Source organism: Maridesulfovibrio salinus (assembly GCF_055394525.1).
In genome coordinates, this window is sequence record NZ_AP042461.1 from 2,377,247 (window position 1) to 2,400,683 (window position 23,437).

Here is a 23,437-nt window from a genome sequence, read left to right on the forward strand (position 1 = left end):
CCCCTAGATGCTCTTTTTCTTGACATCGGTGCTATGCACAGTGGTGTAGTGCATAAGAGCCATCTGTCTGGAACGTTTGATTTCAGTGGTCAGACGACGCTGATGCTTAGCGCAGGTACCGGTAATTCTGCGGGCAATGATTTTGCCGCGCTCGGTTACGAAGTCCTTGAGGACATCAGGGCGCTTGTAATCGAGGGGAAGGTTCTTGTCAGCGCAGAAGCGGCAGAACTTTCTTTTAGGGGTGAATTTTTTCTTGAATGCCATGATTAAGCCTCCTCTGCCTTGGCAGTTTCATCAAGTTTGACAGTAACAAACTTGAAGATACCGTCGGTGATACGGATGTTGCGTTCGAGTTCTGCAACCAGCGGGCCGGGTGCGTTGAAAACGAGGCGAACGTAGTACCCACGGGTCTGGTCCTGGACAGGGTAAGCCAGCTGGCGGGAACCCCAATCGTCGATCTCTTCCATCTTGCCGCCTTCGCGGTCAATGATTGCGATGAGTCCCTCAACGATTTCTTTGCGGCTGTCGCTCGCAAGTTCAGGGCTCAAAAGCAAAAGTACTTCATACTTTCTGAGCATTATAAACTCCTCCTTATGGTCTGTGGCCCTTTCCTTTCATAATAGAAGGGCAAGGCAAAAAGGGATGAATATTCCCTTCGCTCAGTCCTGTCAAGCAGGAATGAGACTATATCTTAAAAATAAAAAAGCCGGAAGCAGTAATACTTCCGGCTTCTCTTGTTTTGCCGTCTTTGCCTGTTTTTTCAAATGATTCAAATTGAAAACAGTTCTGGCAGACTCCCGCCAGCCATCCAATATTACCTTATCTGCTTTTGTCTGCGGTTAAGGTCTGATTAGATGGCTTGCCGGGCACGGGATTAAATTCCCAGAATATTATATCCACAGTCTACGAAATGAGTTTCTCCGCTTACGCCTGCGGAGAGGTCTGACGCAAGGTAAAGAGCAGATTTACCGACGTCTTCTGTGGTTACATTGCGCTTGAGGGGAGCTTTCTCTTCGATATGTTTGAAGATGTCCTTGAATCCGGAGATACCAGATGCGGCAAGTGTCTTGATGGGGCCGGCGCTGATTGCGTTTACACGCACTCCTTTTTCACCAAGGTCACCTGCAAGGTAACGCACGCTTGCTTCGAGAGCTGCTTTCGCTACACCCATTACATTGTAGTTGGTGATGACTCTGCTTGAACCAAGGTAGGTCATTGCCATTACGGAAGCACCCGGTTTGAGCAGGGGCTCGTAGGCGTTACAGAGGCTGACGAGCGAATATGCGGAAACGTCCATGGCAAGGTGGAAACCATCGCGGGAAGTTTCTATGTAACGCTTTTTGAGATCTTCACGGTTGGCAAAAGCAACGGAGTGAACGAGAACGTCAACATCTCCCCACTTTTCTTTTACAGTTGCTGCGGAGTTTGCAACATCTTCATCGCTGGATACATCACACTGAAATGTGAATTCACCGCCAAGTTCTTCACTGATAGGCTCAACACGTTTTTTGATCGCATCGTTTACATAACTGAAAGCCAGTCTGGCTCCCTGCTCTTTAAACTGTTTGGCGATGCCGTAGGCAATGCTCTTATCGTTTGCCACTCCGAATATCAGTGCTTTTTTTCCTTCCAGCAGCATTGGGTTCTCCTTGTTTTTCTACTTCATTAACTGGTGACAGGGCTGCAGGTCTGTTCTGTTTCCAACTTGAGTAAATTGAATATGTCCCAGACGATATTAAGATTATTGAAGATGCCTGTCGGATCAATCATCAAGCTATTAAGCGTCAAGCTCACTTTCGGTCAAGAGTTTATACGCTTCCATGTATTTGTCACGGGTTTTTGTTGCGATATCTTCGGGAACGACAGGTGCGGGAGGCTGCTTGTTGAATTCTATTTCGGTCAGCCAGTCACGCAGGAACTGCTTGTCAAAACTGGGCTGGGATTTACCGGCTTCATAGCCTTCAACCGGCCAGAAGCGAGAAGAATCGGGAGTAAGCACTTCATCGATAAGGATAAGCTCGCCGTCAATAAGTCCGAATTCAAATTTGGTGTCGGCGATGAGAATACCTTTTTCTCGGGCATAATCGCGTCCGCGCTTGTAGATTGAAAGGGTCACGTCCTGTACTTTTTTGAGAAGGTCCGGTCCGAGCATCTCTACGGCCTTGTCCACGGAAATATTTTCATCGTGTTCACCCAGTTCCGCTTTGGTGGAAGGGGTGAAAAGAGGCTGTTCGAGCATTTCGGATTCTTGGAGGCCTTCAGGCAGTTTATGACCGCAGACCTCTCCGGTGGCAAGATAGTCTTTCCAGCCGGAACCGGTAATGTAGCCGCGCACAATACATTCGATCGGCAGAGGTTTGGCTTTTTTAACAAGCACTGAGCGTCCTTCAAGCTGGTCGCGGTATTTGTGCAGAACTTCAGGATAATCGTCCACCTTGGATGCTATGAGATGATTGGGGACGATATCTTTGAACATATCCATCCAGAACAAAGTTATCTGGTTCAGGATTTTTCCTTTATCATCAATAGGGGTGGGCATGATCACATCGTAAGCGGAAATTCTGTCTGTGGTGACAAGCAGAAGTTTGTCGTCTTCGACTTCGTAAATATCACGAACCTTGCCTCGGGAAAGGAGCTTGAGTTCTTTTATATCGGTTTCAATAACATGTGTTTTGGTCATCCGTTTATCCCTCCATAATGATGGTGGTTGTAGTCATATCTTAAATCAATCAGGGAATACAAAAAGATAAATCCTTTTAGTTCCGCTGCGGCGTTTTTATAGATCGCCTGAATTTTATTTTTCGAAGCGCAGAGCGTATCAGTCTTTAAGTCTTGTTTCGACTGAACGGGCGTGAGCCTCAAGTCCTTCAAGACGGGCCAGTCTTGCGATTTTTCCGCCGTGGCGGTTTACGTAATTCTGGTCAGTATAGATCAGGCTGGACTTCTTGGTAAAGGTCTCTACCGAAAGGGCGGAAGAGAATCTGGCCGTACCGACTGTTGGCAGGACATGGTTTGGTCCTGCAAAGTAATCGCCGACCGGCTCGGGAGTGAAATGTCCCATGAAGATAGCACCAGCGTGCTTGATAAGTCCAAGAGAGCTCCATGGATCTTCGTAGGCAAGTTCAAGGTGTTCCGGTGCCATGTTGTTAACAAATTCAATTCCGGTATTCCGGTCAGGAACGTTTACAATAGCTCCCCAGTCTTCAAGGGACTTGAGTGCTATTTTACCTCTGGGCAGAAGGTCTGCCTGTTTTTTGAGTTCTTCTTTTACCTTGGGGCCGAGTTCCTTGTCCCAGGTGATCAGAATTGATGCAGCGAGGGGATCGTGTTCAGCCTGGGAGAGCAGGTCGGCGGCAACCCATGCAGGATCTGCATGCTCATCAGCCAGAATAGCGACTTCACTCGGTCCGGCGATCATGTCAATACCGACTTCGCCAACAAGCTGTCCTTTGGCTGTTGCTACGAAAATATTTCCCGGACCTGCAATCACATCGCAGGGGGCAATGGTTTCGGTTCCGTAGGCCAGTGCGCCTATGGCCCATGCTGAGCCACCTGCGTAAATTTCAGATATGCCCAGTTCCTGAGCTGTGGCAAGGATATATGGATTGAGTGTCCCGTCTTTTCTGGGCGGAGAAATTACTGCAATCTCTTTTACACCCGCAACCTGAGCGGGTACGGCATTCATGATCATGCTGGAGATAAGCGGTGTTTCGCCACCCTGACCACCGGGAACATAAAGCCCCACGCGGTCAACAGGTCGCACAAGCTGCCCGAGTATGGTTCCGTCTTCTCCGGTTGTCCACCATGATTCTTCCACCTGTTTGCGGTGGTAGTTTTTGATATTGCGTATTGCTTCTTCGATTATTTCAAGATCATTGGTTTTGACTTCAGTATAAGCCATGCGCAGATGATCAACGGAAACACGCAGCATGTCGTGAGTAAAGTCAGGGCAGTCGAACTTTCTTGTGTAATCGACCAGAGCCTTGTTTCCTTCCTGTTTTACTCTGCTTAAAATTTCTTTGACTATGGAATCTACTTTACTGTCGGGATTAACCCGGCCGGAAAGCCATTCTTTGACTTTCCCCCAGTCTTCCTTTCCGGAGTAACTGATGTCTCTGCAAGGCATAGAAGTGTCCTTAACTTGATGAGGTGAAAAAATGTATGGCTACGAAAGGTGTATCTAAGATGTGATTTTTCTTTAGCGTAATGCGGCTCAAAAGTCGAGGGGATTAGAATCTTGAGAAATGGATAAATAAAAAGGGCCGGAAGCAATTGCTTCCGGCCCCCGGTGTCAGGACTTTAATTGATCAAGTCTTCTTAGAAAGAGTATACAAGACCAACTGCGAACTTCAGCATAGGATCGTCTTTGCCGTCGCGGGTGGTGTTGTAGGAATCCCAAGTGTCTTTGTCGAGATCAACATTTACGTAACCGAATTCAACGATAGCTGCCAGTTCGTCGTAGATCTGGTAGTTGGTGTTGAAGTCGATTTCGAAGAGCTGGTCTTCAGTGGTCAGGAACTGACCGTCAGCAGCGATGTTAGTGAAAGCACCTGCAGCTGCGTTCTTGATCAGGTCATCATCGTTGGTACCCTTAGCGTACAGGAAGATGATGTCGTGGGTCAGCTTGTCGAGGAAGGAGATATCTTCGAAAGCGATACCGAGGGTCCAGAGACCGAGCTGGTTCTGGTTGTTAAGGTCGGTAGAGGTCAGTGCGGAACCACCGAAGTAGGTAGTACCGAAAGCCCAGTCGTTGTTAACGGAGGGCAGACGCTCAGAACCGTTGTCGGTATCATCATCTTCACCGGAGGAGTATGCGAAGAACAGCTTGGGCTGAACCATATCCAGGCCGGTGTAAGCGAGGCTAGCGTCGAAGAGGAAACCGGAGCGGTCGTTCTGCTTCTGGTTAGCGTCGAGAGAACCGTAAACGATGTCTGCATCGAAAACGATGGGATCAAACATGTTCATGGAGAAGGAAGTACCGAGCCACCATGCGGTGTTGTCTTTGTCGAAAGCGGTAGGCATTACACCAGTCAGACCTCTGTTGTCAGAGATGGAAGCATAGGTGTCTTTACCGATCAGGCCGTACATGAAGTAAGGGGTAGCTTCGATGCCGTCGATGGTGATGGGCAGAGCTGCGTAGAACAGGTCGAGCTCATCTTTCTGGTTATTACCAGCTACCTGGTAGGCAGCGGTGTCAGCTGCGTTAACATCGTAAGCGCGGATGAAACCGGCAGCAACGCCGAACTGGTCGGTGATGGGGGTTTCAACAACCATTGCACCAGCGTCGATATCGCCAAGAACAACGTTACCAGCAGCAGCGCCGGGAAGGTTGATGGAGAAAACACCAGCGGTGGTCAGAACTTCAGTGCCGGGGAAACGGTACTGAAGGAACATTCTCTTGATGCCGAGATGGCGATTGGTAGAATCGGACTCTGCGTCAGAATCGGTAGCACCTACGCGAGTTTTGTACTCAACGTAGAGTTCGGACATCAGGTTTTCGTTTGCGATGAAACGGAACTGAGTACGAGCGCGGAAGTAGAAGTTCAGGTCGTCTTCCTGGATACCGTTGTTTTTAGCGGAAAGGAAGTCGTTGTTGTCCATGATGTTCATCTGGAACTGGAATTTACCTTTTGCTTCGATGTCTACTGCAGAAGCAGTACCAGCGAGGCCCAGAACCAGAGTTGCCAGAATGGCAAGAATGGTAAGTTTTTTCATTGTTATTATTCCTTCTTTTGCTGAATAATTGTTTAGCACGATTGCCTGACACCTACCTTCAGAAACAGTTCTAGCTGTTCACGGGGTGCATTGCAAGTCAAAAATTACATTTTTTTGACTAAGGTAAAAAATTTTTTACCGTATAAAAAATTATACCTTTAGTTTAGACCGGAAAAGATAGAAAATGTCTAGACTTTTGTGTTTTGTGTTCAAAGCCTTTATTGACAAGGACTCAGGCCGGATATAGTTCTGGAATCTGTTCAAAAGTGCCGGTTTAAAAAATTATACGGGATTTGATTATATGAGTTTTGAATTTGTAAGCGCCGATTATCCGACATCTCCCGGAGTCTATTTAATGAAAGATTCCGGCGGCCGTGTAATTTATGTGGGCAAGGCCCGCGACCTCAGAAAAAGGCTTTCATCCTATTTCAGGGCAATAGAAAGGCACACCCCTAAAACAAGAGTCCTTGTTTCACGAATTGATTCCATTGATACACTTGTTACCGCCACTGAGAAAGAGGCTCTGCTGCTGGAGGCAAGCCTCATCAAGAAACACCGGCCCCGGTACAATGTCGTCCTGCGTGATGACAAGCAGTATGTGTTGTTTCAGCTGGATAAGAAGTCCGAGTATCCCCGGCTGAGGCTTACCCGCAAGGTTGTCCGTGACGGTTCGGTGTACTTCGGGCCGTATACTTCGAGCTATTTTGCCCGTGAAACATGGAAAATTCTCGGCAAGGTTTTCCCTCTTCGCAAATGTTCGGATTCCTCTTTTAAAAACCGGGTCCGGCCATGTTTATATCATGATATAGGCCAGTGTCTGGGACCTTGCGTGAATTTTGTTCCCCGTAAGGATTATCTGGAACTGGTGCATAAGGTTGAAATGCTTCTGTCTGGCAAGGCCAATGATCTGATTGCGTCTCTACGTCATGAAATGGAAGCGGCTTCCGAAGCTTTGGAATTTGAGACCGCTGCAAGATTCCGGGATCAGATCAAGGCCATCAGCAAGACAATTGAAAAGCAGTCCGTAGTATTGAATGACAGGTCGGACATTGATGTTATCGCTTTGGCTGAATCTTCACAGGGGCTGGGATTGGGGCTTCTATTTATAAGGAAGGGGCGGTTGCTCGATAAGAAGAATTTTTTCTGGCCCGGATTGACTCTTGAAGAGGGGGAAGAGGTTCTGCACAGTTTTGTTTCTCAGTTCTATACTTCAACGAAGTTTATCCCTGCCAAGCTGCTGGTTCCTTTCGAGTTCGACATGCAGAGCTCCATGGAAGTCCTTTCGGAGCGGAGTAAAAATCCCGTGCGTATTGTCACCCCCCATACCGGGGAGGAAAAACGGATGCTGGAGATAGCGCGCAGGAACGCCGCAATAGGAGCACGTGAAAAGAAGAATGACAACATTCTGGAAGTTCTGTCTTCCAAGCTCCACTTATCGGGAACACCGAAGCGCATCGAATGTATCGATGCTTCACATCTTGGTGGAGAAGGGATGCGTGTGGGCATGGTTGTTTATGAGGAGGGCCTTCCGGAAAAATCCCAGTACCGCACTTATACATTTCCCGAGCTTGAGCATTCGTCAGATGACTATGCGGCACTTTATCACTGGGTGCTTAGAAGAATCGAATCCGGTCCGCCCTGGGCAGACCTTATATTAATAGATGGGGGGAAGGGGCAGCTTGCTTCTGTAGAAAAAGCTTTTGCAGATAACTGGACTTATGAGGAGCCGATTCCGCATCTGGCATCCATCGCCAAGGGTCCCACCAGAAAAGCGGGGGAGCTTGAGGACCGCATCTTCAGACCCGGGCGTAAGAATCATTTGCCGTTGAAAGGCGGCAGCCCGGAGCTGCTTTATCTTCAGCGGGTGAGAGATGAGGCTCACAGATTTGTAATCGGCAGGCAGAGAAAGTCCCGCAAGAAGAAAGTGCTCCAGAGCGAGGTCCTGTCATTGCCCGGAATCGGCCCTAAAACAGCGCGATTGCTCTGGGATGCTTTCGGATCTGTGCAGAAAATGAGGGAGGCCGGGCTGAAAGACCTTGAAGCGGTTTCCGGAATCGGAAAAAAAAGAGCCAGACAGATTTTTGAAGCCTTTAAAGAGATGTGATTTCAGTCACCTTTTCAGGCTATAGGCTTAAGCCGAATTCAAAAGCGGGCCTTAGTTCCGATCAGCGAATTCTGATTTTATCATAGAACCCATTATAGCTGGCCAGGCGGAGCTCAGTGAAGTCGGTATAGGTCAATCAATTCAAATCATAATCGGGCGGAGACAGGAAAGATTTGCAAAGCAGTCTTTCTAGCCTCCGCCTTTTTTATTTAATAAGAACCCGAAATCATGACTTATTCAGGATAAGAAGAAACTCCACCGTGTGCGGCAGACCATTCAACCGGGTTGTTCAGGAATTTTTCTACTTCATCAAGAGACTTTACATCAAAGTATTTCTCTTTTTTGGCGACATTGAGAATATCCCACCATGTTGCCAGAGAAAGCATTTCGAGACCTGCGTCAGCAAGGGTTTCTTTGGTCTTGGGAAAAATGCCGTAATGGAAGAGCACAAATGTGTGGGTTACTTCAGCTCCGGCACGGCGCAGGGCCTGTGCAAAGTTGATCTTGCTGCGTCCGTCAGTGGTAAGGTCTTCCACGAGAAGGACTTTTGAGCCTTCAGCGAAATCTCCTTCAATCTGAGCGTCACGGCCGAATCCTTTGGGTTTTTTGCGAACGTACTGCATGGGCAGCATCAGGCGGTCGGAGAGCCATGCCGCAAAGGGAATACCTGCGGTTTCTCCACCTGCTACGCAATCAATGGATTCGAAGCCTACTTCACGCAGAATGGTTGATGCGCCGAAGTCCATGAGGGTCTGACGCACTCTTGGGAAAGAAATAAGCTTGCGGCAGTCGATGTAGACCGGGCTGGCCCATCCGGATGTGAACTTAAAGGGCTCATCAGCGCGGAAGTGAACTGCTTCCACTTCGATGAGCATTTTCGCTGTGATTTCAGCGATGGTTTCTTTGTTTGGAAAACTGACGGGAACCATCTTTTTCTCCTTGTGTTGTTTTTATCGCGAAAAAAAAGCTGAACCGGATAATAACGGTTCAGCATTTATCAATCAACCAAATCCCAATATAAGGGAGTGTCGGGTTTGAATATCTTTACGACATCAGCCCCGGCTTTTATCTGCCAGTCCATTTCAACGGGTTTATCTCGTTTGACCATAGTTATTGTGCTGCCATTGGGAGACAAGCCGTAAAATCTGGCTCCGTAGATGGAGGTGAATCCCTCCAGTTTATCGAGAGCGGAAAGCTCTTCAAAAATCTGCGTAACATAGCCGATTGAACTGGGCGCATTGTAAATTCCGGCAGCTGCTCCGGACTTTTCTTTCATGCGGGCCGGGTGCGGCGCGGAATCAGTGCCCAGGAAAAATCTTTCATCACCGGAAACAGCCGCGTTGCGGATTGCTTCCCGGTCCTTAAAAGTTTTGGCTACAGGCAGGCAGTACATATATGGATTCATACCGCCTTTGAAAAGATCGTTGCGGGTCAGCAGCAGGTGGTGCGGAGTTATGGTAGCGGACATGTTTTTGTCCTGCTCAAGAACGTAATCCACTCCGGCCTTGCTGGTAAGGTGCTCAAAAATGATCCTGAGTCCGGGAAAATCTTTGCGGACAGGATCAAGCACTCTTTCTATGAAAACAGCCTCGCGGTCAAAAACATCAACATCAGGATCGGTCACTTCTCCGTGGACGGAAAGTGGCATGCCGATTTCCTGCATGGTTTCAAGTACGGGATAGACCTTATCTATGGAAGTAACTCCGCATTCGGAATTGGTCGTAGCTCCGGCCGGAAACAGCTTCACCGCATGGAAAGCTCTTACCGCAAAAGCGGACTTAAGATCCTCCGGGCTGGTGTTATCCGTAAGATAGCAGGTCATAAGCGGGTCAAAGTCTGAACCTTCTGGGCGCGCGTTGATGATTCTACGACGGTAGTCCTCGGCTTCTCCTGCGTTAGTAATCGGAGGGGCCAGATTGGGCATCACAATTGCCCGGCCATAGATTTTTGCACTGGAAGGCAGGACCGCATTGAGCAGCTCTCCATCCCTCAGATGAAGATGAAAATCATCAGGCCTTATGATGGTGATTTCTGTGCTCATTATTCAAACTCCGTAATTGTGCGGTAGAGAACCGAAGTTCCGCGGATGAAGTCTTCTATATCCATTTCTTCATCAGGATTGTGCGAACCGTTGCGGTTGCGCACGAAAATCATTCCGGTGGGGACTCCGGCATTGGCGAAAAGAGAAGCGTCATGCCCGGCACCGCTGGGTATAGCTTCTACAGGTAAGCCCTCTTCCATGCAAGCATTGTTTATCTGTTCAATGATATTTTCGTCCAGAACAGCGGGCGGAGTCTTTACCGGTTTGTCGAATTCGAACTTAACTTTGCGCTCATAGGTTATTGTCGCACATTCTGAATGGAGCAGGGCTTCGATGGCTGCGAGTGTATGCTCATACTGGCTGCGGGCTTCAAAGCTGAAAGTTACTTCTCCGGGAATACGGGACATGGCATGGTTCTGGGGATTGGTGGTCAGAATCCCGCAGGTGGCAACCAGATCTCCACCATGCTGTAGAATTGTAGTCCAGTGATCATCAATACGGGTTATGAGTTCAGAGGTGGCAAAAACAGCATCATGCCTCAGCCAGCGTGGAACTGCACCTGAATGCCCGGCTTCACCCAGACAGGAAATTCTGCGGTGTCTTATATTGCCTCGGATTCCTGTCACAGCGGCAACAGGAAGGTTGCGGGCGGTCATTACCGGACCCTGCTCAATGTGAAGCTCGAAAAATGCCCTGATGCGCGAAGTATCGATCAGCTTTTCATTCCTGGCAATGCGCTCAACATCGGCTCCGCATTCAGCCATGTGTTCACGGAGGCTGCGCCCATCATCCCGCTGCAGGAGGTCCTGCTCTGATTCATCGAGTTTGCCGAGCAGTGCTTTGGATCCGAGGTAGCAGGCTCCGAACCACGCGCTTTCTTCACCGCGCAGGGCAATTACTTTTACAGGTAGTTGAGGCTTAATTTCCTTACGTTTTAACTCAGTCAGACATAAAAGTCCTGCTATTACTCCGGCGGCTCCATCATAGTTTCCTCCCTGAGGAACTGAGTCCAGATGTGAGCCGATGAGTATATATTCATCATTGCCGGAAGTTTTCTCCAGTTCAATCACAAGGTTGGCTGCTGAGTCCCGATAGGTGTGCAGGCCTTCGGATCTTGCGAATTTTTCAACCATATCAAAGGCTTCACTTTCTCCGGTTCCATAGGATGGACGGGAAACCCCGGCTCTGTCTTTTGATAGTTCTCTCAGGTTCTCAAACAATTCTTCCGCTTCAGCGGTCAGATGCTCAAGGCTCGCTGCTGTCTGGGGCCCAGGGTGCGGAGTCATTGATTTTCCCGCTGTATTAATACCGTGTGCTGGTACATTCATCATAATGATAATCCCCTCGATTTATGGAGCTATGAGGCTCGGCAGAAATGTCGCCAGACCGGGAACATAGGTAACCAGAATAAGGACGAGAATGTTGATGAACAGGAATGGCCAGACTCCGTTGATAATTGACATGACCGGTTTTTCAAGAGTTGATGAGGCAACAAAAATATCCAGCCCGAAAGGCGGAGTGATCATGCCTATGCAAATGTTCAGGCATACGATCTGGCCGAAGTGAATTGGATCTACTCCCATGGTCAGTGCTACAGGGTAAAGGGGCGGAACCAGTATAAGTAGTGCCGAGTTGGGATCAATAAACATACCTGCCAGAAAGAAGGCAATGTTGACGATCATCAGGAAGGTAATTGGTCCGGCCTCAATATCAGTGAGGAAGTCTGTGATCAGAACCGGGACCTGCGCGAGGGTTACGAAATAGGAAAGAACACTTCCCATTGCCAGCAGAACAAAAATAATGGTGGTAGAAATAACCGCCCGTTCTGTGATGTTGATCAGCCTTGAAAAGGAAAGGTTTTTATACACGAATGCTTCAATGATAATCGCGTATACCACAGATATCGCGGCAGCTTCAGTGGGGGTGAAAAGACCGGAATATATACCGCCGAGAATAATTACAGGCAGCCCCAGTGCCCATGCGGCATTCTTGAAGACAGTCCAGAAGGGTGTTGTGCTTTTTTCTCCGCGTCCTACGCCTTTTCTGACAGATTCAAATATTACCAGTGCGGCAAAAGCCAGTCCAAGGGCGATACCTACTCCTAGGCCACCGATAAAAAGTCCGGTGATGGAGGTTCCGGTCATCCATCCATAAATAATGAGAGTGATACTCGGTGGAATAAGAAGAGCTGTTTCAGCGCTCGAAATGATCAGTCCGAGGCTGAATTTTTCGCTGAATCCGGTTTTACGAAGCTCCGGGTACATGAGCTTGCCCATTGCGGCTACAGTCGCTGGAGCAGATCCGGAAACAGAACCGAAAGCCATTGATCCTGCAATGGTAGTATGGCCGATTCCACCGAGGCGGTGTCCTGTGAAATGTTTGATCAGGTCGGTAAGACGTCTAGCGATCTGTCCCGAAGCCATAAGTTCTGCTGCGAAAATAAAGAAAGGAATGGCCAGCAGGGTGGATACGTTGATGCCGCCAACCAGTTTCTGAATCAGTACAGGGTCAGGAATACGCGGAAAAAGAAAAGATTTAGTAAGGAGTGCCGGTACGCCGAGGACAAGCAGCATTTCAAAGCCGCATACAAGCATCAGCAGGGCGATAATGATAATTACGGGAGTCATGATTATGTTACCTGCCTTTATTATTTGCTTTCAATGGTGATAGGGCGGCTATGGCGGTCATTAACTCCGATAAGCTCAAGCAGATAACGCAGAGCCAGCAGGGAGAAACCGACGGAAGGGGCCACATAGAGCCAGTACATAGGAAGTCCCAGAGTGGGGCTTAACTGTCCTGTCCGCATAACGAATTTGACAAGCTCGATGCCAAGCACAACAAGATAGCAGCTGAAAACAAGTCCGGTCAGGTTGATCAGGGTGGCTACAATTTTGCGCGGCAGGTCCGGGAGTTTCTGGAAAAGTGTAGTCACTGCAACCTGTCTCCCTCTTTCGAGAGCCAGTCCCAGAGCAAGAAAGAGTGCCCATACCATCAACAGGCGTGTAGCTTCGTCAATCCATGCGAAAGTGCTTGAATACTGAGGGGTGATTTCACGCACCAGTACATTGAAAGTATAAAGACCGACCATTATCAGGTTTATTGAAATGATCAGTATCCGTTCGATAATCCGTATCCCGTCAAGCAGGGAGCCGAGAAACTTCCGCATGTTGGTCTCCTGAAAAAACGGCGGAAAAACATCAGTTTTTCCGCCGCAAAGTGAATGCAACTTATTTTACGATTTTAGCGTATTCTTCTTCGTAAAGCTTGATAAGCTTCTGTCCGGTAACGCCGGCGCGGGCAAGGTAGGCGGCCTTGGTTCTGGGGTACATCAGTTCACGCATTTTAGCGCGGTCAGCTTCGGAAAGGGGGGAAACCTTTACTCCGGCTTTTTTGATGACTTCCAGAGCGTCTTTCTGGGCCTGCTCTTTGTTTTTTTCAACTTCGGGCATCACTTCCATAAAAGTGTCCACGATGATTTTCTGGTAATTCGCAGGGAGGGATTCCCACCACATGGGGTTGAAAAGAACGTAGTCTTCCATTGCGCCGTGTTCGGAAGTTACGAGGAATTTCTGTACTTCGTAGAACTTCATGCGCTGAATGGTATCAAGCGGGTTCTCTTCACCGTCAACAACACCGTTCTGGAGTGCTGTGTAAAGTTCACCGAAAGGCAGGGCGATTGCGGAAGCACCGATGGCGGCAAACTGCTCGATCAGGATTTTGGAGTCCATTACACGGAAAGACTGGCCTTTGTAGTCTTCAATAGTGCTGATGGGCTTGTTGGAGGTGAAGTTCTTGCGACCGTTGGGCCAGGTGGCGATTGCTTTGAAACCTTTGGAGTCGAAAGTTTTCAGAACAGCTTTACCAAATGCTCCCTGACGCAGTTCCTGTGCTTTTGCGCGGTCCGCAGGCAGCAGGAAAGGAATATCCATGATGGAAACAGCCGGGTTGAAGCCGCCGAGGAATGCCGCGGGAGAAACAGTTCCTTCAATTGTACCGAACTGAACACCTTCGTTCATCTGGCGCTGGTTGCCAAGCTGTGAGGAAGGGAAAAGTTTGAACTCAACTTCGCCGTTTGTACGCTCTTTTACCAGCTTGGCTACTTTTTCCAGTCCCTTATGACGGGGCTGAAGAGGGGATTCAAGGTGACCGATGCGGGCTTCGTACTTGGCTGCGCCTGCAATAGCGGCACTGCCTGCAACCATGCAAACTGCCAGAGCACAAACTACAATGCGTCCGAAAAATTTCATTTGGAAAGCCTCCTGATTTTGGATGGGTGATATTTACTGATACCACATATTCATTTCTGAGCGAAACCGAGCTTGACCGGCTCAGGTGTTCCCGACTGGCTTGCGGGATTTTGTTCAAATGAAAGTCACTGTAGAATCCTGTTTTGCTCAGGCACACCACTGCAACTGTATTTGATGAGTTGAAAATGGATTAAAAGTCATATTATTGTCAAGAAAAATCTCATTTTTGAAACAATATAAAAAAATGTTCACAAAAATGAGATTTTGAGTAATAGTCGCTTACAAAGATGGCAAATGCTATTCCCATCATATAAATATGGAGATGTTCTGCAAAAATGGGTGAACTTAGTCCGAAAGATATTGGTCAGAGGCTTAAGGCCTTCAGGCTGGGCAGCAAATACAGTGCGGAAGAGATTGCGGCCAAGATCGGTATTTCCCGCGCTGCTCTTTACCGTTATGAAAAGGGTGATCCACCAAAATTGGAAACCCTTGAAAGCATAGCAGGATTACTCGGAGTCTCTTTGACTTCTCTGATGGGAGTCGGTGTTGAATATATCTCCTCTGCCATAAGTTTTTTTGAGAGGATGCGTCAGAACGAAGCCGAGTCCGAGCATCTTTCTGTTATGTTCGGACTGGTGTCATACCTCCTGACTACTGACGATTTTGATAAATATCTTGAGTTGTCGATCAAAGAGGGATTGCCCGCTGACCTGCGGGGGAATTCCGAAATTGAAAAACATGTTTCCGAGGTCCTCTCAGTTCTTAAGGAACGGAAAAAAGGTTATTACAGCCGTCGTCCGGGTATGGTGAACCTTGCTTCTGCCACTAATCTTGAGCAATTTCTGCGGCATGGTTTTGTAGGAACTTTTGATCTGCCCGATGAGGTGATCAGGGAAAGGCGTGAAGCAGCACGGCGTGAGGTCGAGAATGTTATCTCACTTCTTGAAGAGCAGCCCATAGGTGTGCAGATCGGTATACTTGTTGATTCTGTTCCCAGCACTCATTTCCAGATATTCCGCCAGCCGGGGCGATCCACTCTCTGTTTAAGCCCGTACAAGTTGACCGATTTTCCCAATGTACGACTTGGCGTGGGCATGTTAACATCAGCTCCTGAAGCCCTTGATCTGCATCAGCAGATGGTGACAGAACTATGGGCGAAAGCCCTGAAGGGGGGCAAGGCTGCCGATTATCTGCGCAGAATGATAAGTGAAAGTGGAATCTAAAAGGAGCGGAGATGCCGTTTATAAGAGTTGAGACCAATGTTGATGTAGGGGCCAAGTCTGATGAAATTACAGCAAAACTTTCCAAGGTGGTTTCCGAAGCCACGGGTAAGCCGGAAAACTATGTGATGGTTGTTTTGCAGGATAAACTCAAGCTGTCCTTTGCGGGAACCCCTGAGCCTGCGGCCCTTGTGACTTTTAAAAGCATAGGTCTTGAAGAGGATAGATGTGCATCTCTCTCCGAAAGACTCTGTGCTTTTTTTGCAAGAGAGCTAAGGATTCACGGGAAAAGGGTTTATATAGATTTCGCAGATCTCGAAAGGACCATGCTGGGATGGGACAGCAGAACTTTCGGTTAGATTTCAGCTGTTGATGATATTTCCGTGGGGGTGTTGAAGCAGGTTGTCCCGGACTTTTTGAATCCAGATTTTTTAAAGCTGAGTTTGTAGCAATTGGGCCGGAAAGTTGGAAATAAACTATACTTCCTACTTTCCGGCCATTTAAAGCTACATCAGACTTAAGTCCCAGTTGAAGTTGCTGGTGCGGGTTGGTTCCGGCACAGCCTTGGGCCATGGCTCCTGAATATCAAGGAACATGGAATAGCCTGCATTTTCCAGAACCTTGCGTTCTGCGGAAAAGTCGATCGGCCAGCCGGGGTATATCCAGTAGTTCTGGCCATACTGGCGGACCCAGCAGATCTCTTTTTTCTGGCTGTATATCGGGCTCATGGTCTGGGTTTCCTCGGAAAGTATTCTTGAGATCCCCAGAGGCCACAGGCCTGAGATGATCACTCCCAGCGGAAGCGGACTGGCTGCCGGCAGGGCAAGAAAATCATCCCGCGCAAGCTCAGGACTCACGTATGCGGATTTGAATCCCAGATCTGCAAGAATTTCGAGAGTCAATGGGTTGGAAACGTTGCAGAAAGGTCCGGCATGAAATCTGATCTCATGGCTTTTAGGGAAAAGGGCTTTCTGCCACGGAGAGTTCAGCACGAAATCACGTCCGCCGCCGCTGAGACAGATATCAACGAGCTTTTGTATTTCAGCCTCTTCGTTAGGCCAGATAACCGGAGGCATGTGCCACCAGATCTTTGAAACAGCGGGCCTCGGGGTCCTTTTCAGGGCATTCATGGACAGCCACACATCAGTTCCGAATCTGGTTTTACCTTTGGGCGGATTGCGCTGCAGGGTGTGGCGGGCAACACGCTCAGGAATATCGCAGGTACCGGGCAGATGCAGCTGGATGTTGCTGGGGGTCTTTTCCGGAGTGCGTATGCCTGAAAGTTCATTTTCCAGGTCCTTGAGGGCCTTGACCAATCCCTGTTCCCTGCGGTCGATAAGGAAGACTTTTGTGCCGGACTTCAAGCGGGTTTTACCTTTGACCGGAATTGAAATTTTACCCTTTTTTGGGGTGAATTTGCGGATCTTCATGGTCTGATGGCCGGGCTGGTCCTGATAACCTATGCGAAGAAAGTCACCTTGGAGAAGTTCTTCGCGGCAGATGAAATAAGGTTTGCCGTTCTGTTCCTGCTTGGTGATTCCTATGAGCAGTCCGGACCCTGTTTCATTCGAGGGCTCAAGAGGTGTAAATGGCCGTTGCGGCAGAAAGACTGAATGTGAAGTGGGGCGACCGAGTGCCAGATTCAGAAGTTCTGTGGCGTCTTTTTTGACCTTTGCATCATTAGGATTGTCACGGAGCATGCGGTATGCCGCGACTGTGTAATAGACGTAGTGCGGTCCTTTTTTCCGGCCTTCAATTTTCCATGAAGTTACTTTGGGGATTGAAAGGGCCGGTTTGGTGAGCACGTCAAGGCTCAGATCAAGGCAGGAAAACAGGCGCTTGGGCTGGTCTTTGCGTTTTGCTCCGCCGTACAACCTGCGGCAGGGCTGGACACAGCGTCCCCTCAGGCTGCTTTTACCGCCGAAGTAGGAACTCCAGTAGCAGCGTCCGGAGACTGAGTAACAAAGGGCGCCGTGGACGAACATCTCAAGCGTGAGATTTTCAGGGCAGGCTTCAGCCATCTGTTTGATCTCATCGAGGTTGAGCTCACGTGGAACAACAACACGGCTGACTCCCATTTCTGCAGCCATTTTGAGGGCAGCAGGATGGCTTACATTGGCAAGGGTAGAAAGGTGAAGCTCTCCCTCAAATCCGACCTGGCGGGCTATTTCGACCATGGCCAGATCCTGAATGATCAGGCCGTCAGGCTTTACATTGCTGGCTACACGGTCAATCAGGCGGGCGGCTGAATCCAGGTCGTCAGGCTTGACGAGAGTGTTCATGGGAATGTAAGTGCGCACGCCGTGTGCTCGTCCCAGTTCTGCAAGGGCTGCAAGCTCACTGGTAGCGAAGTTGTAGGCTTCCATGCGAGCTGAAAAATGTTTCAGTCCGGCATAGACGGCGTCCGCACCTGCGGCAACCGCCGCGAGAAAGGATGATTTGTCGCCTGCCGGAGCAAGAATTTCTGGCTTATGTTCATTCATAATGTATCACGCTGATGCCGCCCCGAGCGGACAGCATAAATCTACAGGATTAAATCATGGGTGCAAATAATTGCAGGGCTGTTAAAGTCATTGATATCAAAGCCCTCGGACTTTCTTCTCCCGGTGAGGAGATTGTTGAAATCAAACTTGAGAATCCGGGATGGAAATCCTGGAGGGCAGGACAGTTCGTAATGATTCGGCCGTTATCATGGCCTCTTGATCTTATCTGGGGCCGCCCGTTCTCAATTTGTAACGCAGACGATACCAGTCTGACCATCCTTTTTCAGGTTGTAGGCCGCGGAACCGAGCGCCTGCTGGATCTCAAGGAAGGCGACATGGTCAACGTATGGGGCCCGCTGGGAACTTTTTTCTCCAAGCCGGATGACCGTCCAGTACTCATGCTCGCCGGAGGAATGGGGTTAGCGCCTTTTTGCGGTTATGTCGACACCCATCCTAAGCCTGAAAATCTGAAACTTTTCTTTGCGCATCGTCCGCCACTTGAAAATTACCCTTATAAATACATTTCCGATAAAATTGAAGTGGAAGATATCCGTGAAAATAAACCGGAAGATATTGCGACCATCATTGAAAGAGTTCGTGCTCTGATTAAAGAGTACGCTGAAAAAGACGGCTTGATTGTCTCCTGTGGTCCGACACCGTTCCTGCGTACCATCTGGAATGCTGCACAGGAGTTCGGGGCAGATGTCGAGATTTCTCTGGAAAACCGTATGGCTTGCGGTGTTGGAGCGTGTCTTGGATGTGTTGCCAAAGATCATACCGGTCATCATACTCAGGCCTGCACTACCGGGCCGGTTTTCAAAGCAAATGAAATCAGTCTGGAGGATTAATAAATGGATATGTCAGTAGATTTTGCCGGACTGAAGTTAAAGAATCCCATTCTTACCGCTTCCGGAACTTTTGGTTTCGGATTGGAATTCAAGCGTTTCGGCGATCTTGAGTCGTTAGGCGGCATAGTTGTCAAAGGACTTTCCCTTAAACCGAGGGAAGGCAATCCCATGCCCAGAATCGCGGAAACACCTTGTGGAATGCTCAACGCTATCGGTATTCAGAATCCGGGTGTTGAAGTTTTTCTAAAGCAAAAACTGCCCAAGCTCCCTTGGAAAGAACTTCCGGTGCTGGCCAATCTCTATGCGACAGATGCTGAAGAGTTCGGTGAGCTGGCAGGAGTGCTTTCCGGTGAAGAGGGTGTTGCCGCTCTTGAAGTCAATGTTTCCTGTCCCAACGTTAAAGAAGGCGGAATTGCCTTCGGTCAGGACCCCAATCAGATCACAAAGGTTGCCGAGGCTGTAAAAAAGAATGCCGGAAACAAGCCTGTGATCATAAAGCTATCCCCTAACGTTACAGATATAACTGTCTGCGCTAAAGCGGCAGAAAACGGCGGGGCGGATGCGTTGTCTCTAATCAATACACTTTCCGGGATGGCTGTAGATATTGAGCGGCGTGCACCACGTCTTGCCAATGTTATCGGAGGCTTGTCCGGTCCTGCTGTTAAGCCTGTGGCGCTTCGTTGCGTGTATCAGGCCGTGAACGCGGTTAATATCCCGGTCATGGGGCTTGGCGGTATCACCACAGCCGAAGATGCCGCAGAGTTTCTGTTGGTAGGAGCCAGAGCGGTGCAGATAGGAACCGGTAACTTCATCAGTCCTGATACTGCATTCAAGATAGCGGAGGAGCTGCCCAAAGTTCTCGAAAGGGTGAAAGCAGAGTCTCTTGATGAGTTTATCGGCAGCCTGAGGCTTCCAAAATAGCTTTTTTCTAGATTTTATTTAGAATAATTGGGAAAAAATGGAAAAAGTGCTTGCCAAGCAAGTCTGATTTAGCTAAACCCTTTTTCACCCAAGCGGAGAGGTGTCCGAGTCCGGCTTAAGGAGCACGCCTGGAAAGCGTGTGTTGTTAACGCAACCGGAGGTTCAAATCCTCTCCTCTCCGCCAGCTTGAATTTATAAGCCCCTTGCAACTGATGTTGCGAGGGGCTTTTTCTATGGTGGGGTTTAGGGAAGAGATAGCCGGGAGCGGTGAACCCGTTCACCGGATCAGACATATTTATCCAACCCCTGAAGCAGCCCAGAAGGCCGCAAAGGGCAAGCTGAAGGCTTTTCAAAGAGGTAAACAAAGCCTTTCGGGTAGTCTTCCCGGTAGGCCGGAACAAAGGGCAGAGTGCCGCTTGAATCTTTCCGGCTTTCGAAAAGAAAAGAATGGGCTTTGGTCTATTACCCGCGCTACTCATAAGCTGGGGAGTGGGGGGTATGTTACCTCGGTTGATGGGGAGAGGGTTGACTAGAGTTTTGATTTATGCAATAAAGCAGCTTCTTGAGGTCAACACCGCCTTATAGAACCTTGATCTTTGATATGTAGCATTTGTGGTGTTAACTTAATAGCAATTAGCTGCAACAATGGAGAACTGTAAACGCAACCGACAGGATAGGTGCGTCTACAGTCTTTTTTGCTATATTTAGGCGGTGTGCTCAATGGGAGCGCACCGCCTTTTTCTTTGCTAACCCTTTAACAGACGGAGGTTTAATGGAACCTAAAGTAAACTTAGACGCAAAAGTAAATTGTGATGTGGATTTGAAATCAGAAGATTGTAAAACAATTGTTGGAATGATTTGCGAAACAGTCAAGTGTGGTCTTTATGTTGGATTCCTGTGTAAAATTGGAGAACTTGGCTACAAGGCTTTATTTGGCAAAGAAAAGCTTGCGTAGATCATGTCTAACTAGAAGATTCCCCTAGAGCATTGCTCTAGGGGAATCTTTCTTTATCTAACCAGCCTCAAAACCGCCGCAGGCTTTCCTTTCCGCGTTTTCTTCTACTGTTCCTTCATCTCATAAGTACTAAATGCTTCTGCTCCTTCTGAAATCGTCTTCTTGATCAAATCCAGAATATATGCCTCACCGTAGCGGTGTTCTTCTTCCATTTTGTCCCGCAGATATTCAAGGGAGCATGCAGCCGACACCATATCCGAAACGCAACATCCTAAATCTTTCTCAGCCATTACAAACCTCCCCACTTAAAATCTGTTCAGCTTCAATCAACGCATCATATGGCACTAGCAGTGCTTGCCGCTCTTCGCGTGGGCGGCTTTCTATATCCCGGAGCATCACTTCTTTTGCTGTGGTCATGTAATTATGGTCAGTGCGAGCGGGCTGCACTTCCGGGGTGACTGTCCGTGCTTGAGGCTCTGATCTAGTTGGTGGCTTGCATTGCATGAGTGCGTTTTTGGGTTCTGGCATTCGCATGTAGACGGTAAAATTTGCCCGTGGGCAGGACGCTTAGCATTAGATAGTCAATTCAATTGTTGAAAAAATTATGTTTGGTGCTTATGTGATATTGGGAGATGTTCTTTATCTTCATACATTTCTGGGGGTGGTAATGCTTTCTGTCTACGGTGATAATTTATGGGAAAAATTAGATTCTTTGGAAAGAAATAGTCAGTCTAAAATAGCTGCTGTGTCTTATATAACTGATGATAGTGTCATATCTTTTTATGCTGATGACGTTTTGGTTGTTGATGCCTCTGACCAAGCTATTTCCATGGGGAAGACTTCAGCTAAAATTATAAAGAAATATTTCGATGCTGATGTTAAAATTTATTCAAATGAAAGTCTTCATGCAAAAGTTATTGTATTTGACGCAAGCGTGTATATTGGATCAGCTAATATTTCGATTAATTCACAAAAGAATTTAAATGAATTTGGTTTAATTTCTGACATTCCAAGTGTAGTAGCCGATTCGATGAGTTTTATTGATCTGTTAAGTAAGAAATCAATATTGATCACAGAAAACCATATTGATCATATGATGAAAATAGAGGTTATAAAACAACCCAATAATAGAGGTAAAAAAAGAAAAGTTAATTTTAAAAAGAGTCAAAGTTGGTTAATTTCTATCCGAGATGATGCTAAATATCCTAATGATTATGATGAAGCTGACGATAGTAACCGATTGATTACTGACGACAGTGATAATAGAGATTGGTTTTGGTTAAGAAAAAGTGGAAAAATGTTTAGCAATGCTAACGCTGGAGATTCTGTGATAGTCCTATATAGGAAATCGATAGAAAGTACAAATGCTGAACATGTTTATAAGCCAGCCATAATAAGAGAAATTACAGAAGAAGAGAATGGTGTTAAAATTATACATTACATAAAAACAGGAAAGCCGCTAAGCTGGGAAAAATTTGTAGCATTGGCAAAACAAGAAGGTATACATGGATTAGGCAGAGGGGTTGGCGTTGAGAGGTTGTTACCCCGTGAAAAATCTGATTCATTATTTATGCACTGGAATAAATAATAAGTGAACAAAAGGTCTTACCTTCTACTCACCTTTTCAGGTAAATCAGGTCTATTGTGTTTCCTCCAGAGCTGAAGATCGCAAGTTTACGGTTGTACCGGGGTAAAACTAATTTTACTTCTTATTTGATATTATTTGTGCACCCAATATGCACCAAAATTCATTAAAAATAAGTCAAATAGATGCATTTGGTTATACTTGAGGTTTTTAAACTATCTAAAATGCTTGGATTTACTTGACTGAATCAGTTGTCTTACCCGTCTGGAAAGCGTGTGTTGTTAACGTAACCGGAGGTTCAAATCCTCTCCTCTCCGCCAGCTTGAACTTATAAGCCTCTTGCAACTGATGTTGCGAGGGGCTTTTTCGTGTAGCATTTCAGATGTTGTGTATTAAATTAAAAACGAATGTCATAACGGTGACAGTCGTTTGATGATTATAAGAGCTGGGTTTAGATTGACCTGAAATTCAGTGATTAACCATCCATTTTCAATTTAAGTTAAAATAATTGAAAAAAGTGCTTGCCAAGCAAAACTGATTTAGCTAAACACTTCCTCACCCAAGCGGAAAGGTGTCCGAGTCCGGCTTAAGGAGCACGCCTGGAAAGCGTGTGTTGTTAACGCAACCGGAGGTTCAAATCCTCTCCTTTCCGCCAGCTTGAATTTATAAGCCCCTTGCAATGAATGTTGCGAGGGGCTTTTTGCGTTTTGATCGCTTGATGAATATATTGTTTATTGAATTATCTTTGAGTGATCATTTTAGGCATTTCATGGCCTGCCTGCTCTCTGTATATGATTTGTGTGGGTTCAGTTCGTTAGGGCTGGTTGGGCTTATCAGGCAGTTGAAGCAGGGTGCTGGATGCGAGGGGGTTATTGAATTTAAACCTGTTGCTTTCATCCATGAATCAATATCCAGACAGAGTGGTCAAATTGAAAGGAGTTCCATTTGACATTACCTGACACAGGAATATGATGGCTCGGTTCTTATACCCGTAAAAATGTGAGGATATATAATGATTTTACCCGGAATGGCCAAAGATACCATGACTCTTGTCAAGGCAGACGGAAAAAGGATTGAGGGGTTGAAGGCGGTTGTCTCAATGAATCGTATTGTTACCTTTAATACTGATTTTGAAATTGAGCCCAAGGATATGATGATCCGTGAGTTGGGGGATGCTGGACAGGAGGCATACTTGCTGCTCGACCATATTTTTAATCCGGCGAAGGATGGTATCCCTGAGAATTATCAGATTACTGTTCGCAAGGTCGCTTTGCCTGAATAAAGCATGGCAGGTAAAATTTTAAGAGCCCCGTTGTCA

The 23,437-nt window shown here is 47.5% G+C and carries 23 protein-coding genes and 2 tRNA genes; 11 read left to right on the forward strand and 14 right to left on the reverse strand.

Annotation, left to right across the window (positions count from 1 at the left end; all coding sequences use genetic code 11):
- Positions 1-3: 3 nt before the first annotated feature.
- The 6 genes from rpsR to ACZ5PW_RS10715 all read right to left on the reverse strand — a co-directional run bounded on the left by rpsR (position 4) and on the right by ACZ5PW_RS10715 (position 5,715).
- On the reverse strand, positions 4-264 hold the full coding sequence (gene rpsR / locus ACZ5PW_RS10690; RefSeq protein ID WP_464553140.1) for a 30S ribosomal protein S18: 261 nt from the start codon (positions 262-264) through the stop codon (positions 4-6).
- 2 nt (positions 265-266) lie between these two features.
- Entirely contained in the window at positions 267-578 is a 312-nt protein-coding gene (gene rpsF, locus ACZ5PW_RS10695) for a 30S ribosomal protein S6 (protein ID WP_464553144.1), read from the reverse strand.
- 296 nt (positions 579-874) lie between these two features.
- Positions 875-1,639 carry an enoyl-ACP reductase FabI gene (locus ACZ5PW_RS10700; RefSeq protein WP_464553148.1) on the reverse strand — a complete coding sequence of 255 codons (765 nt, stop codon included), beginning with the start codon at positions 1,637-1,639 and terminating at the stop codon, positions 875-877.
- 138 nt (positions 1,640-1,777) lie between these two features.
- The gene (locus ACZ5PW_RS10705; RefSeq protein WP_464553152.1) at positions 1,778-2,680 is read right to left on the reverse strand and encodes a phosphoribosylaminoimidazolesuccinocarboxamide synthase; all 903 of its coding nucleotides are present in this window, start codon (positions 2,678-2,680) and stop codon (positions 1,778-1,780) included.
- A 138-nt stretch (positions 2,681-2,818) separates the two neighbouring features.
- Positions 2,819-4,126 (reverse strand): histidinol dehydrogenase, encoded by a 1,308-nt coding sequence (hisD, locus tag ACZ5PW_RS10710; protein WP_464553155.1) that lies wholly within the window; start codon positions 4,124-4,126, stop codon positions 2,819-2,821.
- Between the two features lie 191 nt (positions 4,127-4,317).
- A complete protein-coding gene (locus tag ACZ5PW_RS10715) occupies positions 4,318-5,715 on the reverse strand; it encodes an outer membrane homotrimeric porin (RefSeq protein ID WP_464553160.1) in 1,398 nt (465 codons plus the stop codon).
- A 301-nt stretch (positions 5,716-6,016) separates the two neighbouring features.
- On the opposite strand from ACZ5PW_RS10715, the gene uvrC reads away from it, so the two are divergent.
- Positions 6,017-7,819 (forward strand): excinuclease ABC subunit UvrC, encoded by a 1,803-nt coding sequence (gene uvrC / locus ACZ5PW_RS10720; protein WP_464553163.1) that lies wholly within the window; start codon positions 6,017-6,019, stop codon positions 7,817-7,819.
- Between the two features lie 233 nt (positions 7,820-8,052).
- Here the strand turns inward: uvrC and ACZ5PW_RS10725 are convergent, their stop codons facing one another.
- From ACZ5PW_RS10725 to ACZ5PW_RS10750, 6 genes are all read right to left on the reverse strand, one after another.
- Complete coding sequence (locus ACZ5PW_RS10725; RefSeq protein WP_464553166.1) at positions 8,053-8,748, reverse strand: orotate phosphoribosyltransferase; 696 nt, start codon at positions 8,746-8,748, stop codon at positions 8,053-8,055.
- A 68-nt stretch (positions 8,749-8,816) separates the two neighbouring features.
- Positions 8,817-9,860 (reverse strand): dihydroorotase, encoded by a 1,044-nt coding sequence (gene pyrC, locus ACZ5PW_RS10730; RefSeq protein WP_464553170.1) that lies wholly within the window; start codon positions 9,858-9,860, stop codon positions 8,817-8,819.
- Positions 9,860-11,191: an allantoate amidohydrolase gene (locus ACZ5PW_RS10735; RefSeq protein WP_464553173.1), complete on the reverse strand. Its 1,332-nt coding sequence runs from the start codon at positions 11,189-11,191 to the stop codon at positions 9,860-9,862. The genes pyrC and ACZ5PW_RS10735 overlap by 1 nt, the downstream gene beginning before the upstream one ends.
- Positions 11,192-11,209: 18 nt before the next feature.
- Entirely contained in the window at positions 11,210-12,487 is a 1,278-nt protein-coding gene (locus ACZ5PW_RS10740) for a TRAP transporter large permease (protein ID WP_464553176.1), read from the reverse strand.
- Positions 12,488-12,507: 20 nt separating this feature from the next.
- The gene (locus ACZ5PW_RS10745; protein WP_464553178.1) at positions 12,508-13,026 is read right to left on the reverse strand and encodes a TRAP transporter small permease; all 519 of its coding nucleotides are present in this window, start codon (positions 13,024-13,026) and stop codon (positions 12,508-12,510) included.
- Positions 13,027-13,087: 61 nt separating this feature from the next.
- Positions 13,088-14,107: a TRAP transporter substrate-binding protein gene (locus tag ACZ5PW_RS10750; RefSeq protein WP_464553182.1), complete on the reverse strand. Its 1,020-nt coding sequence runs from the start codon at positions 14,105-14,107 to the stop codon at positions 13,088-13,090.
- A gap of 335 nt (positions 14,108-14,442) precedes the next feature.
- Here ACZ5PW_RS10750 and ACZ5PW_RS10755 point away from each other — a divergent pair, with 335 nt between their 5' ends.
- The gene (locus ACZ5PW_RS10755; protein ID WP_464553187.1) at positions 14,443-15,330 is read left to right on the forward strand and encodes a helix-turn-helix domain-containing protein; all 888 of its coding nucleotides are present in this window, start codon (positions 14,443-14,445) and stop codon (positions 15,328-15,330) included.
- A gap of 11 nt (positions 15,331-15,341) precedes the next feature.
- Positions 15,342-15,686 carry a phenylpyruvate tautomerase MIF-related protein gene (locus ACZ5PW_RS10760; protein ID WP_464553191.1) on the forward strand — a complete coding sequence of 115 codons (345 nt, stop codon included), beginning with the start codon at positions 15,342-15,344 and terminating at the stop codon, positions 15,684-15,686.
- Positions 15,687-15,833: 147 nt separating this feature from the next.
- On the opposite strand, the gene ACZ5PW_RS10765 is transcribed toward ACZ5PW_RS10760, so the two are convergent.
- Positions 15,834-17,810 (reverse strand): peptidase U32 family protein, encoded by a 1,977-nt coding sequence (locus ACZ5PW_RS10765; RefSeq protein ID WP_464553195.1) that lies wholly within the window; start codon positions 17,808-17,810, stop codon positions 15,834-15,836.
- Between the two features lie 56 nt (positions 17,811-17,866).
- Between ACZ5PW_RS10765 and ACZ5PW_RS10770 the strand changes: the two genes are divergently transcribed.
- From ACZ5PW_RS10770 to ACZ5PW_RS10790, 5 genes are all read left to right on the forward strand, one after another.
- Entirely contained in the window at positions 17,867-18,658 is a 792-nt protein-coding gene (locus ACZ5PW_RS10770; protein ID WP_464553199.1) for an iron-sulfur cluster-binding protein, read from the forward strand.
- Positions 18,659-18,661: 3 nt separating this feature from the next.
- A complete protein-coding gene (locus ACZ5PW_RS10775; RefSeq protein ID WP_464553204.1) occupies positions 18,662-19,579 on the forward strand; it encodes a dihydroorotate dehydrogenase in 918 nt (305 codons plus the stop codon).
- A gap of 94 nt (positions 19,580-19,673) precedes the next feature.
- Positions 19,674-19,763, forward strand: a tRNA-Ser gene (locus tag ACZ5PW_RS10780).
- 49 nt (positions 19,764-19,812) lie between these two features.
- On the forward strand, positions 19,813-20,112 hold the full coding sequence (locus ACZ5PW_RS10785) for a hypothetical protein (protein ID WP_464553208.1): 300 nt from the start codon (positions 19,813-19,815) through the stop codon (positions 20,110-20,112).
- Between the two features lie 239 nt (positions 20,113-20,351).
- Positions 20,352-20,534, forward strand: coding sequence for a hypothetical protein (locus tag ACZ5PW_RS10790; protein WP_464553212.1), 183 nt, complete (start codon positions 20,352-20,354; stop codon positions 20,532-20,534).
- A gap of 104 nt (positions 20,535-20,638) precedes the next feature.
- Here the strand turns inward: ACZ5PW_RS10790 and ACZ5PW_RS10795 are convergent, their stop codons facing one another.
- Positions 20,639-20,824 (reverse strand): hypothetical protein, encoded by a 186-nt coding sequence (locus tag ACZ5PW_RS10795; protein WP_464553216.1) that lies wholly within the window; start codon positions 20,822-20,824, stop codon positions 20,639-20,641.
- Positions 20,825-21,201: 377 nt separating this feature from the next.
- Here ACZ5PW_RS10795 and ACZ5PW_RS10800 point away from each other — a divergent pair, with 377 nt between their 5' ends.
- The 3 genes from ACZ5PW_RS10800 (at position 21,202) to ACZ5PW_RS10810 (ending at position 23,401) form a co-directional block, all read left to right on the forward strand.
- Complete coding sequence (locus tag ACZ5PW_RS10800; RefSeq protein ID WP_464553220.1) at positions 21,202-22,122, forward strand: phospholipase D family protein; 921 nt, start codon at positions 21,202-21,204, stop codon at positions 22,120-22,122.
- A 562-nt stretch (positions 22,123-22,684) separates the two neighbouring features.
- Positions 22,685-22,774, forward strand: a tRNA-Ser gene (locus ACZ5PW_RS10805).
- Between the two features lie 357 nt (positions 22,775-23,131).
- Complete coding sequence (locus ACZ5PW_RS10810) at positions 23,132-23,401, forward strand: hypothetical protein (protein WP_464553223.1); 270 nt, start codon at positions 23,132-23,134, stop codon at positions 23,399-23,401.
- Positions 23,402-23,437: the final 36 nt, after the last annotated feature.